The sequence below is a fragment of the Thioflexithrix psekupsensis genome, assembly GCF_002149925.1.
GTDB lineage: Bacteria > Pseudomonadota > Gammaproteobacteria > Beggiatoales > Beggiatoaceae > Thioflexithrix > Thioflexithrix psekupsensis.
In genome coordinates this window covers 1076039-1089472 of sequence record NZ_MSLT01000012.1, presented here as the reverse complement: position 1 = coordinate 1089472, position 13434 = coordinate 1076039, and the positions used below count along the sequence as shown (strand labels likewise).

Here is a 13434-nt window from a genome sequence, read left to right as displayed (position 1 = left end):
AGAAATACAAAACTATCCCGTGCGCTCTTCTAAATTTCGTCTATTGGGGCGCGTTGTACTATTTGCGATGTGGAGCATGAGCGCAGTTACGCTACATTTAATAATACGATGGCTATATCCTCACAAAAAATTGTATATGCCAATGTTATGGCATCGGGGGTGTTGTTGGATTTTTGGTTTGACGATTCACACGGAAGGTATCGTTCATGCGCAAACGCCGATTTTATTTGTTAGCAATCACGTGTCGTATCTCGATATTATCATTTTGGGGGGAATTCTACCGGGGTCATTTATTTCTAAGGACGACGTGGCGGCGTGGCCGTTGTTTGGGGCTTTGGCGAGGTTGCAAGATACTTTGTTTATTGAACGACAACGCCATCAAGTGTGTGATCAATTGGATCAAATGCAAGCCCGTTTAGCGGCGGGAGATAATTTGATTTTGTTCCCTGAAGGCACAAGTTCTGAGGGTACGGAAGTGTTACCGTTTAAATCGGCTTTGTTTAAATCCGTAGAACGTGGCAGCCCTATTTCCGTTTGGATTCAGCCTGTTAGTATCACTTATCAAAAATACGCAGGACAACCCATGTCCCCAGAAGCGCGTAATGGTTACGCATGGTATGCGGATATGCCTGCTGTGTCGCACATGATACACATGGCGGGTTTAAAACAAGCCTCCATTTGTGTGACATTGCACCCGGCGGTGCGTGGAGAAGATTTTGTCAATCGCAAAACGTTAGCCCTTCATTGTCAAACTGCGGTCGCCCAAGCCGTGAAAGAAAATTTACCCAAATGAGTCTATCGCCATGATAAAAAAAATAATGTTGGCTGTCATTTTTTTATTATTAAGTTATGGTTTATGGCAAAGTGCCAATTTTAAAGAAATTGCGGCAGGTGTGGCTATTTTTCTTTTTGGAATGTTATTATTAGAACAGGGATTTAAAAATTTTACTGGAGGCATATTAGAACGCATTTTAAGCTATTCTACCAATCGCTTATGGAAGAGTTTATTATTTGGTATTGTTAGCACGACTTTAATGCAATCGAGTTCATTGGTTTCTATTTTAACCATTTCGTTTCTCAGTGCGGGATTATTACAATTAGTACAAGGTATTGGCATTATTTTTGGGGCGAATTTAGGCACCACCACGGGCGCATGGTTAGTTGCGGGATTAGGGTTAAAAGTGGACATTGCGGCTTATGCCATGCCGATGTTAATTTTCGGGGTGATTTTATCTTTGCAAAAGGCAAAAACGGCAAAAGGATTGGGGACAATTTTAACAGGATTAGGCTTTTTATTTCTCGGCATTGCTTATATGAAAGAAGGCTTTGAGGCTTTTCGCACCACCTTAGATTTAAGCCAATATGCAATGGGAGGTTGGCGAGGATTATTGGCTTTTACGGGTATTGGAATTGTGGCGACCATTATTATGCAATCGAGCCATGCCAGTTTAATTTTAACCATCACCGCATTAGCCGCCGGACAAATCACTTATGAAAATGCGTTAGCACTGGCTATTGGTGCCAATATTGGCACAACCATTACTGCGGTGTTAGGCGCAATGGGCGCAAACCAAGCAGGACGACAATTGGCAGGTGCGCATTTAATCTTTAATAGCGTCACGGGCATTATTGCTATTTTATTTATTGAACAATTTGGACAATGGGTAAATTATTTCAGTGATCAACTTAATATTGCACCTGATAATTATACTTTAAAATTGGCTGTTTTCCACACGCTGTTTAATTTAACGGGAGTCATTTTAATGCTACCCTTAATTAGCGTGTTGGTTAAGTTTTTAAATTGGCTAATTCCAGAAAGAACTAACCAAGTGGCACGCGCCAAATATTTACATCAAGCCACTGAAGATTATCCTGCAACTGCATTAGAAGCCATTTATAAAGAAACCCACCATTTATTTCATAATGCTTTTGAAATTATTGCGCACGGTTTAAATTTACATCGTACTGTCATTTTATCGAATTATAATTTAAAACAGTGGGTCAATGAAAACACGGAAAAAATTGAAATTGACGTGGATCAACGTTACGAAGAGCGCGTTAAAGAAATTTACAGTGAGATTATCGAATTTTCGGCTAAAGTGGAAAAACACATGGAGTTAAGTCAGCTAAAACGTTTAGCGGATTTACGGGCAGCCAATCGAGATATTGTAGAAGCGATTAAGGACATTGAGCAACTGCAAGAAAATATGGCATTTTACATTAATAACCATAATGCAATTATTCGTCAAGAATATAATCGATTGCGTTATTTAGTGGGCGAAATTTTACGCGCCGTTTATGCCATTGAAGGTTTTGAGAAAACAAAGCCTGATTATGAAGAAAAACTCAGCGAAGCCTTATTGTCTTTGGATCATTTTCGTATTGAAATGGAAAAGAACGATATTTTTAATAACGGTCAATTGGATCACTTTATTCGTCATCGCCAAATCAGCAGCCGTATGGCAACATCACTTATGAACGACAGCGCGTATGCTTATAACATTGCGCATAAGCTCATTCGTATGGCAAAAATACTTTATGCGCATCAAGGCACGCCCGCGGTGATGGTGAGCAATGAAATGTCCTTAGACGATCAGGAAATTAAACGCTGGGTATCGCAAAATTCTGTTTCCAAATAGGATTACTTTTATGTCACTCTTCGATAAACTGGACAAACTGCTGAAAAACGTGCAAAAATTCAGCAGCAGCGAGTATCAAGAACAACGGCAACACGCACAATCCATGTGTGATGCTTTAAAGAAAATGAAGAAATTAGAAAGGCGATTAAAAGCCGAATTAGAAGATGAATCCGATCCAGAACAAAAAGCGCAATTGCAACAGAAATTAGAATTAACTCATTTGCAGCGTAAAAAGGGAATGGAGATTTTAAAAGAAGTTCATCGCAAAATGAAAGAATCTTGATAAGATGCGATAACAATAGCACGTTTAATTTTTTCTTTATCACCACCAACCATCAAGCGATATTATGTATAAAATTTTAACTTTAAATAACATTGCCGTTGCGGGATTAGCACGTTTTCCACGTGAATCTTACGAAGTCGCTTCAGAAATGCAACATCCCGATGCGGTTTTAGTGCGCTCTTTCGACATGCACCGCTGGGACTGCCCCGATACGGTAAAAGCCATCGGGCGTGCGGGCGCAGGAGTCAATAATATTCCCGTCGCCAGCTTTACTCAACGCGGAATTCCCGTTTTTAATACCCCCGGTGCCAACGCCAATGCGGTTAAAGAATTGGTATTGAGCGGCTTATTTATTGCCGCAAGAAACTTGTTAAGTGCAGCCGCTTTTACTCAGCAATTAACAGGCACGGATCAGCATATTAATGAACAAGTCGAGCAGTTAAAAAAACAATTTGTTGGTTTTGAATTGGCGGGGCGTACTTTAGGGGTTATTGGTTTAGGTGCGATTGGGGTTAAAGTGGCGAATGCGGCTGAGGCGTTGGGCATGAATGTGATCGGTTATGATCCGCACATTACCGTGTCTAATGCGTGGAAATTGTCGGCGAATGTGAAGAATGTCAGCAGTGTAGAAGAAGTGTTACGTAAATCTGAATTTGTCAGTTTACATGTGCCACTGGTTGACGGCACGCGCCAATTACTCAATGCCGACCGTTTAGAACACGCGAAAACGGGATTGGTCTTATTAAATTTTTCTCGACAAGCCATTGTGGATGAAACCGCCGTATGTGCGGCTTTAAATAAAGGCAAATTAAGCCATTACATTTGCGATTTTCCCAGCAATCAATTACAACAACAAAAGGGGGTTATTACCTTTCCCCATTTAGGCGCGTCCACTCGTGAAGCGGAAGAAAATTGTGCGGTAATGGTTGCGGATCAGATTCGTCAATTTTTAGAACAAGGATTAATTTCTTATTCGGTTAATTTTCCTGATATGGATATGCCGATTAATGAAAGTTGTGCCTGTCGTTTATTCGTTGCCAATGCCAATGTGCCACACATGATCGAACGCATTTCTAGCACGGTCGCTAGAGATAATGTGAATATTGTCGATATGTTAAATCGCTCGCGGGGCGATGTGGCCTGCACTTTATTAGATTTGGCCACGCCATTGAGTGAGGCTACTTTAGCGGTGTTAAAAAATACTGAGGGCGTATTGTCAGCGCGGGTTTTAACGCCGAATTATTAAGATGATTAAGGCTTTTTTTATTGTCTGAATCAGAATTTATTACTTTTTATTTAAATCGGCTGATTCAGACAAATTTCAACATAGATGAAGTGAAATGTCTTAAATCACTTTGGCTTGTTTCATGGCTTCGCGTAATGGTGCATGAAATTCTGCACTAAATGGTGTTAAAGGCAAACGAATTGCGGTTTGAATTAAACCCATTTCTGCTAAAGCCCATTTAACAGGAATTGGATTGGGTTCTAAAAATAATTGGCGATGCAATCCCATTAATTCTTGATTAATTGTTTCCGCTTCCGTAAATGCGCCGTTCAATCCCAACGTACACATTTGTTGCATGGCTTTTGGTGCTACATTTGCGGTGACAGAGATCGCGCCGTGTCCGCCCGCACGAAGTAGATTTAATGTGGTCGCGTCGTCGCCACTTAGTACACAAAATGACGCATCGGCCAAGGCCGTCACGGCAGCGATACGCTCTGGATCGCCCACCGCTTCTTTAATTCCCACAATATTATCAATGGGTTTCAAGCGCGCCGCAGTGCTGGGCTGCAAATCACACCCCGTGCGTCCCGGTACGTTGTAGAGCAATTGGGGAATATCCACTGTTTCTGCGATTTTGCGATAGTGGCGATATAAACCTTCTTGTGTCGGCTTATTATAATACGGCGTAACCAGTAAACAGGCATCCGCGCCAGCGCGTTGGGCGCACTGGGTAAGTTGTATTGCTTCTGTGGTCGAATTTGCGCCCGTACCCGCAATTACTGGAATACGTTTATTGACTCGTTCCACCACCCAACGAATCAGTTGACAATGTTCATCTACATCTAAAGTCGCGGATTCTCCCGTTGTTCCTGCCACCACAATGCCATGTGTGCCATTGTCCAAATGAAAATCGATTAAATGATGTAATGCGGCAACGTCAATGGATTGGGTGTCATCGTCACACATCGGAGTCACTAACGCGACAATACTGCCTCGAAACATAATATGTCTAGCCTCTATACCTGTGAAAAATCCTGAAAACAGAATTATTTGTCTGAATCAGAATTTTTATCAATCCTGAATTCAGACAAAAATATGCCCACTAATTAACTTGCGTTAATGTCGCCGATAACATCGAATTAAGACGATTGACAAAACCAGCGGGATCATCCAATGCCGCACCTTCGCTTAATAAAGCCTGATCAAATAAAATAAACGCCCAATCTTTTAATCGCTCGCCATTCTGCTCTTCTTTGAGCGAGCTAATAATGGGATGATGAGGGTTGACTTCTAAAATCGGCTTGCTGCCGCCTACGCTTTGTCCAGCCGCTTTTAATAAGCGTTCTAAACTCGAATCCATTCCATATTCATCCGCCACCAAACACGCGGGAGAATTCGTTAAACGATAGGTTAAACGAACCTCCTTAACTTTATCGCCCAATACCTCTTTTAATCGCTCGACAAAAGGCTTCAATTCGGTGCTGGCTTTCTCGACTTCTTGCTTCTCTTCTTCGGTCTCCATTTCGCCCAAATCTAACTCGCCTTTCGTCACCGATTGCAGTGGTTTCCCTTCAAATTCATGAAGGTGTGTCACCAACCATTCATCAATCTGATCAGACAACAATAACACTTCAATTCCCTTTTTACGGAAAATCTCCAAATGTGGGCTACTTTTCGCCGCAGTAAAACTTTCTGCGGTGATGTAATAAATCTTATTTTGCCCTTCCTTCATTCTGGAGACATAATCTTCAAAAGAAATAGACGGCTTAGGATTATCATCCAATGTGGTAGAGAAACGCAATAACTTAGCAATGCGGTCACGATTCGCGTGATCATCCACCACGCCTTCTTTCAACACTTTGCCGAATTCTTGCCAGAATGTTTCATATTTCTCTGGCTCATTTTTAACCATCAATTCTAATGCGCTCAATACTTTTTTCACCGTGCCAGCGCGAATGGTATCAATTTGCTTATTGTGCTGGAGAATTTCACGCGAAACATTTAACGGCAAATCGCTGCTGTCAATAATGCCGCGCACAAAACGCAAATAAGGCGGCATTAACTTCTCATTATCGTCCATAATAAAAATGCGACGCACGTACAATTTAACTCCGCGGCGATTCGTGCGATCCCATAAGTCAAAAGGCGCACGTTTAGGAATAAACAATAACACCGTATATTCCTGCGTGCCTTCGACTTTATTATGAATGCAGCTTAATGGTGCTTCAAAATCATGCGCCACATGCTTATAAAATTCATTATATTGCTCTTCGGTAATGTCCGATTTATTGCGCACCCATAATGCAGTGGCACTGTTAATCACTTCTTGCTCAATGAGTTTCTCTTGCGTTTCCTCATTGGTGGTGACTTTTGGCATGACAATGGGCAGCGTAATGTGATCGGAATATTTCTTAATCACACTGCGCAAACGATAGTCTTGTAAAAACTCATCTTCTTCAGCGCGTAAATGCAGAGTAATTTCCGTGCCACGTTGCGGTAAGGTGATGTTTTCAATCGTATATTCACCATCTCCCACCGACTCCCAACACACCCCATTGTCCGCACCTAAACCCGCACGACGAGTGCGCAACGTCACTTTATCCGCGACAATAAAAGTGGAATAAAAACCCACACCAAATTGCCCAATTAACAGGTTATCTTTTGCCGAATCTCCTGTTAAAGATTTTAAGAATTGTTGCGTTCCCGATTTGGCAATGGTGCCGATATGTTCAATCACTTCTTCGCGTGACATGCCTACGCCATTATCACGCACCGTAATGGTACGGGCATCAGGATTGGTTTCAATCCAAATTTTCAACTCCGCATCGCCTTCATAAAGCGCATCATTAGACAACGCTTCAAAGCGCAATTTCTCCGCCGCATCAGAAGCATTAGAAATTAACTCGCGTAAAAAAATCTCTTTATTACTGTAAAGCGAGTGAATCATTAAATTTAAAATTTGTTTCACTTCGGTTTGAAAACCACGAGTTTCTTTATGCGCATCTACCACAGTCATTGGGTTAATCTCCATATTAAATATTAAGGTTTAAGATAAATAAAAATAACATTTTACAGCACACCGCTATATAAGGTTAATGTGCATGATTTCAAGCATTTTTTTTAATCGCGCCGTCCTTGCCCGCGCCAAATAGAAATAAATACCCAAATTCCCCCCAACATTGCCCCCAAACTTAACCATTCAAATAACGGAATGCCAAATAAACTGGTGGAATTATCCGAAGCCACCACCACCGAAGTTCCAATAATAAAAGCCGCCGTCACAAAACTCATGGACAAACGACTGGCCGCCCGATCTAAACGATTACTAAATTCATTTAATTCAATAATAGAAATGCGATGCTGTAAAGAACCCGTGCGCAATAATTTAATAAAACGCCGTAAATCGCGCGGCAATTCTAATAATAAGCTAGAACTTTCTTGCAAAGCCCGTTGCGTTCGTTTTAACACCGCTTGGGGAGAATAACGTTTTAAAAATAATTGTCTAAGAATGACTCGCGCTTCTTCTACTAAATTAAATTCAGGGTCTAATTGTCGTCCTAATGATTCTAAAGTAATAAAAACTTTAACCATCATGGCTAAATCAGCAGGCAGGCTTAAATGATTGCGACGCAATAGCGCAATTAAATCGCCTAACACCAATGACATTTTTAATTGTTTCAATGGTACATTATGGTATTTATCTAAAAATATTTCTAAATCAATGGCTAAACTGTCTTCGTCAACATCCTCATTAGGTGACCAATCTAATAAAATATCAATAATCGTTTCAATTTGCCGTTCAGTTAATCCCCATAATAAATCAATCAATTGATTGCGGCGACGCAAAGACACTTGCCCCACCATTCCCCAATCAATAAAAGCAATGCGATGATCACTTAAATAAAATAAATTGCCGGGGTGTAAATCCGCATGAAAAAAACCATCCCGAATCACCATATTAAACAAGGCTGCGGCCCCTTGCTGGGCAATTTTTCGTCGATCTAATCCCGATGCCTCTAATAATGCCCAATTACGCCCAGGAATGCCCACAATATATTCCTGCACATTTACCCGCTCACTTGTCCATTGCCAATAAACGCGAGGAATCACAATGGCTGGATCATTCGCCAAATTTATTGCCGCTCGTTCAGCATTACGGCATTCTGTCATTAAATCCAATTCACGTTGCAACGAATGCGCAAATTGCTCAATAATTTCTTTTAAACGATAAACCCGTAAATTAGGCAAACGGGTTTCAATTAAATCCGCAAATTGCAATAACAAACGCAAATCCGCTTCCATTATCGGCTGAATGCCCGGCCGCCGAATCTTGACAATAACCCATTGTCCATTTTGCAAACGCGCTCGATAAACCTGCGCAATGGAAGCAGAACCAATAGGCATAATTTCAAATTCAGAAAAAACCGCCTCTAATGGCTGACCTAAATCCATTTCTAATTGCGGCTTTAATTGCTCAAAAGGCAACGGAGGAACATGGTGTTGCAGTTTTTCAAATTCCGCAATCCACGCAGGGCTAAACAAATCGACGCGAGTCGCCATAATCTGCCCTAACTTGATAAAACTGGGGCCGAGCTGTTCTAAGGCTTCTCGCACGCGCTGGGGCGGTTGCAGCCCCAGAAATTCATTAGACGGCTGCCAATCCAGCACCCGCCCCGCCCGTCGCAATATCGCCCCCAATTCAAGGCGACGCACCACATCACCAAATCCATAGCGAATGAATACGGAAGCGATGTCATAAAGTCGCCCTAAATCCCGCGTCGCTTTCCACGTTTCCCAAACCATTGCCATGATGATTAGATGCAAAATAAAGTGATCATTAGAGAAATCATCATTATAAAATATATTGGCTTAAATCTTCATTATTCACCAATGCACTTAAATATTTATCCACATAAGCCGCATCAATCGATACATTCACCCCTTCCATATCGGGCGCATCAAAAGATAAGGTTTCTAATAAACATTCCATTACCGTATGCAAACGACGTGCGCCAATATTTTCCGTGCGCTCATTGACCTGCCACGCCATTTCTGCTAAACGACGAATGCCATCTGGCATAAATTCAATATGCAATCCCTCTGTTTTTAACAACGCCATATACTGCTCTGTTAAAGACGCACTGGGTTCTGTTAAAATGCGGACAAAATCATTCACATCTAATGCGTTTAATTCCACACGAATAGGCAAACGACCTTGCAATTCTGGAATTAAATCCGAAGGTTTAGATAAATGAAACGCACCCGATGCAATAAATAAAATATGATCAGTGCGAATCATGCCATATTTAGTGCTAACCGTGCAGCCTTCCACTAAAGGCAATAAATCACGTTGCACGCCTTCTCTTGACACATCAGGGCCACTGGTTTCTCCCCGTTTAGTGACCTTGTCAATTTCATCTAAAAACACAATTCCATGCTGCTCAACCCGCTCTACCGCTTGCATTTTTAGCTCATCTTCATTAATAAAACGTGCGGCTTCTTCTTCTTTCAATAAACGCATCGCTTCTTTAATTTTTAACTTACGCGAGCGGGTGCGGCCACCCGCGAGATTTTGAAACATACTTTGCAATTGGCTGGTCATTTCTTCCATGCCCGGTGGAGCCATAATTTCCACGCCCATTCGCGGTTCTGTGACTTCAATTTCAATCTCACGATCATCTAATTGTTTCTCGCGCAACATTTTGCGAAACTTTTGCCGTGTGCGATTATTATCCTCAGTCCGATCTTCATCCGAAGATCGCCCCATTCGCGCAGGCGGCAATAACGCATCTAAAATGCGTTCTTCAGCCGCATCTAAGGCTTTATTTTCTACCCGCTGCATCGCCTCTTCACGCAGCATTTTAATCGCCACATCAATTAAATCACGAATAATCGATTCTACATCTCGCCCCACATAACCCACTTCAGTAAATTTAGTGGCTTCCACTTTAATAAAAGGCGCATTCGCTAATTTAGCCAAACGTCGTGCAATTTCAGTTTTTCCCACGCCCGTGGGGCCAATCATAAGGATATTTTTTGGCGTTACTTCCTGACGCAATTCGCTATCTAATTGCATTCGTCTCCAGCGGTTTCTTAACGCAATGGCAACGGCTCTTTTTGCTGCATTTTGCCCAATAATAAACTTATCCAATTCACGAACAATTTGTCTAGGAGTCATTTCACTCATAATAATCGCCTTAATTATTCCGTAATGGCAGACAGCCGTTCAAGCGTTAATTGATGGTTAGTATAAATGCAAATATCAGCCGCAATATGCAGCGATTTTTCCACAATTTCAGCCGCGGTTAATTCCGTATGTTCTAACAAGGCGCGTGCGGCGGCTTGTGCGAAGGGCGCGCCCGAACCAATGGCCATCAAATTGTCTTGTGGTTCAACCACATCGCCATTGCCAGATAACATCAGCGTCGTGGTTTTATCCGCCACCAACAGCAAAGCCTCCAAACGTCGTAACATGCGGTCAGTACGCCAATCTTTGGCTAATTCTACGGCAGCACGCGTCAGATGCCCTTGATGTTTCTCCAATTTGCCTTCAAAGCGTTCAAACAGGGTGAAGGCATCGGCGGTGCCGCCTGCAAAGCCTGCGATCACTTGGCCGTGATATAAGCGTCTGACTTTACGGGCATTATTTTTCATGACCGTGTTGCCCAAAGTCACTTGGCCATCGCCACCAATGACCACTTCGTGGGCGCGGCGTACCGCGATGACTGTAGTGCCTCGAAATTGTTCCACTTTAACCCTCTGTTTTTATTGATAAAATCGCGTCTTTATTTCCAAATAACACCAAAATGGCAGGAAAATTGCGCAATGTGTTGAAATCGTTGGCGTGAATTTCTGCTATTTCACGCAAAATTAGCCACACTATGTATAGTCATTGATGTCATTTTAAAAGTGCAACATTGACAAATTAAAATCCCCTGCAACCTTTACAGGCTCTACAAAATAATAGGAAAACAGGTTTAAACAAGGCTATAATGCTCAATTGCAATTAAACAAGCACATTGTTGAAAAATGAGTTAAAAAAACTTATTATCTTAGTTTAAAATTGCTTGTTTATCCTTAACAAAGAGATCAGGAAATTAAAAATGAGCCTATTAATGGATGCTTTAAACAAAGCAGAAAAAACCAAACAGCGCGATATGCAAGCTATTGCTGAATCTATTTCAGAAACTGAATTGCCTGAAACCGAAGCCATAAAAGCGATTTCTATTCGAGAGAAAAATGAGTTTTTTTCTAAAAAATATGTTGATTTACTAAAAGAATCACGTCAACGCACAGAAATTCCAGAAGATGATAATGCGGCTGATGCGCCTGTTGTATTAGAATCTAAATCAGAATCAGAAAATGATATTGAAACGGCGTTTTCTGAACTAGATTTAGACGCGACATTAGATGAAGAAATAACTTTATCTTTAGACGCAGAGGAAAGTACAGATATTAACACATCAGAATTAGATTGGTCAATTGCTTTAGCTCATGCAGAAGAAAATGAAGATATTAATGAGAATAACAGCGCACTTACTCCCAAAAAAGAAGAAGAGGTAGAGCTTGATTGGTCAACAGTTTCTATCGAGATTCCGCAAGAAATTCCTAATTCCTTATCCGAATCTGCAACCGTTGCATCCCCAATAACCTTAGCAAAAGAGACCCACAACAGAAAACCAGAAGAATTTACTGCTCCAAATGATTCAGCAAATATCAAAGAAACCCAAGCCGCTAATTTTTCCATTGTGTCGGGAGAAACTTTGGTTATTACCGAAGATGCGCCCAATTTAGATTGGGGAGAAACTTTTGTCCCCTTAAAAGATGACAAACCTGTCATCAATTCTCCTATTATTATCGCAGAAAAGCAAGCTCCAATAGAACTTGATTTCGGTAATTTATTCAGTGAAAAAGAGCTTACACCAAATAAAAATAAATCAGAAAATTCTGAAGATCAATTACAATGGGATGAAGCCTTATTACCGTTTATTAATAACACATCTATTACCGATTCTTTTAAAACAAAAGAACAGCCACCTGCTCAAAAAATTCCTGCTCATTTTCATAAAAACAGTGATGCCAAGATTCGTTGGACTCCTATTTATCGTCTAATTGGTTTGGCAATGTTGACGGCTATGGGCATGGCGGTTTTCTTTTATGTCGTCAATGAAAATGATGTAAAATTACGCGAATCAGGGCTTTTAAAAACGACTCCCCCATTAAGCCAAATCCAGCCATTTGTTGCGCCAGAAGTTACGCCGACGGAAAATATAGTTTTAACGCCTTCTGTCCAAGAGCAAGCGTCACCGAAATCGCCTGAGCCTACAGTGGTTAAAGCAGAGCAACCACCTGAAAAAAAAGAAAATTTACCTAAAACACCTGCGGTGGCAAGCGTGCCTGAATCTGCGGTAGCAAAAAATAATCCCGCTCCGCTTTCTGTATCACAGAACTCAGCTTCCCCTGCGACGGTAAAAAATGCGCCTGAAAAATTGGCCGCGACCCCGACGACTTCCCGCAAAACCGATTCCAAACCTTCAACCCCCATAACCCCACCGCCCAGAGAATTATTAAGCGATAAAAAAAACGCACCATTACCCCCCATACAGCGTAATTTAAATGCAGAGAAAGCCGCAGCATTAACGGACACATTAAATGCCGCTTATCGGGCTTTTCAAGCCAATCAATTGGCACAAGCAGAAAGCTATTATCAAGCCGTATTAAATCATGATAAAAAAAATAAAGATGCTTTATTAGGATTAGCGGCGATTGCGATGCAGAAAGGTCAAACCGTTCAAGCACAATATTATTATCAAACAGTACTGTCCCATTACCCCCAAGATCGCACGGCACGCTTGGCGTTATTAGGGCAAATGCAAAGCGGAGAAACCCATCACAATGAGCGCGAATTAAAAGCTTTATTAAACGATGATAAAATGGACAAAGGCCATATTTATTTCTCATTGGGTGCATTATATGCGAGAGAAAACCGTTGGTCAGCCGCGCAACAATCTTTTTTTGAAGCATGGCGACATCAAAAGCAAGCCCATTACGCTTATAATCTCGCCATTAGTTTAGAACATTTAAATCAAGCGGCTACTGCGGTAATTTATTATCAACAGGCTTTGGCTTTATACGATAAAAATGCCCAGCAAGCCCGTTTTTTTAATCCTGATATTGTGCAGCAACGAATAAAAACTTTATCGGGAACGGTGAGAACGCAAGATCAAGCTTTTCATTCACTGATATTAGAATAAATCAGGTCATATCAATCGTCAACATTCGGAGTC

10 protein-coding genes are annotated in these 13434 nt (G+C 41.4%); 5 read left to right on the top strand and 5 right to left on the bottom strand.

The window, feature by feature from the left end; translation table 11 throughout:
• The first annotated feature begins 136 nt into the window (after positions 1 to 136).
• The 4 genes from TPSD3_RS09820 to TPSD3_RS09805 all read left to right on the top strand — a co-directional run bounded on the left by TPSD3_RS09820 (position 137) and on the right by TPSD3_RS09805 (position 4168).
• Positions 137 to 793, top strand: coding sequence for a lysophospholipid acyltransferase family protein (locus TPSD3_RS09820; RefSeq protein WP_176329819.1), 657 nt, complete (start codon positions 137 to 139; stop codon positions 791 to 793).
• A gap of 25 nt (positions 794 to 818) precedes the next feature.
• On the top strand, positions 819 to 2639 hold the full coding sequence (locus TPSD3_RS09815) for a Na/Pi cotransporter family protein (protein WP_217884418.1): 1821 nt from the start codon (positions 819 to 821) through the stop codon (positions 2637 to 2639).
• A 10-nt stretch (positions 2640 to 2649) separates the two neighbouring features.
• On the top strand, positions 2650 to 2922 hold the full coding sequence (locus tag TPSD3_RS09810; RefSeq protein WP_086488347.1) for a hypothetical protein: 273 nt from the start codon (positions 2650 to 2652) through the stop codon (positions 2920 to 2922).
• A gap of 64 nt (positions 2923 to 2986) precedes the next feature.
• A complete protein-coding gene (locus TPSD3_RS09805; RefSeq protein WP_086488346.1) occupies positions 2987 to 4168 on the top strand; it encodes a 3-phosphoglycerate dehydrogenase family protein in 1182 nt (393 codons plus the stop codon).
• A 99-nt stretch (positions 4169 to 4267) separates the two neighbouring features.
• Here TPSD3_RS09805 and dapA read toward each other — a convergent pair whose 3' ends face one another.
• The 5 genes from dapA to hslV all read right to left on the bottom strand — a co-directional run bounded on the left by dapA (position 4268) and on the right by hslV (position 10897).
• A complete protein-coding gene (gene dapA / locus TPSD3_RS09800; protein WP_086488345.1) occupies positions 4268 to 5149 on the bottom strand; it encodes a 4-hydroxy-tetrahydrodipicolinate synthase in 882 nt (293 codons plus the stop codon).
• A 100-nt stretch (positions 5150 to 5249) separates the two neighbouring features.
• Complete coding sequence (gene htpG / locus TPSD3_RS09795; RefSeq protein ID WP_086488344.1) at positions 5250 to 7163, bottom strand: molecular chaperone HtpG; 1914 nt, start codon at positions 7161 to 7163, stop codon at positions 5250 to 5252.
• A gap of 104 nt (positions 7164 to 7267) precedes the next feature.
• Positions 7268 to 8956 carry an ABC1 kinase family protein gene (locus TPSD3_RS09790; protein WP_217884417.1) on the bottom strand — a complete coding sequence of 563 codons (1689 nt, stop codon included), beginning with the start codon at positions 8954 to 8956 and terminating at the stop codon, positions 7268 to 7270.
• 43 nt (positions 8957 to 8999) lie between these two features.
• Positions 9000 to 10334 carry an ATP-dependent protease ATPase subunit HslU gene (hslU, locus tag TPSD3_RS09785; protein ID WP_086488343.1) on the bottom strand — a complete coding sequence of 445 codons (1335 nt, stop codon included), beginning with the start codon at positions 10332 to 10334 and terminating at the stop codon, positions 9000 to 9002.
• 14 nt (positions 10335 to 10348) lie between these two features.
• The gene (gene hslV, locus TPSD3_RS09780; RefSeq protein WP_086488342.1) at positions 10349 to 10897 is read right to left on the bottom strand and encodes an ATP-dependent protease subunit HslV; all 549 of its coding nucleotides are present in this window, start codon (positions 10895 to 10897) and stop codon (positions 10349 to 10351) included.
• Between the two features lie 353 nt (positions 10898 to 11250).
• Between hslV and TPSD3_RS09775 the strand changes: the two genes are divergently transcribed.
• A complete protein-coding gene (locus tag TPSD3_RS09775) occupies positions 11251 to 13401 on the top strand; it encodes a tetratricopeptide repeat protein (RefSeq protein WP_086488341.1) in 2151 nt (716 codons plus the stop codon).
• The last annotated feature ends 33 nt before the right edge of the window (positions 13402 to 13434 follow it).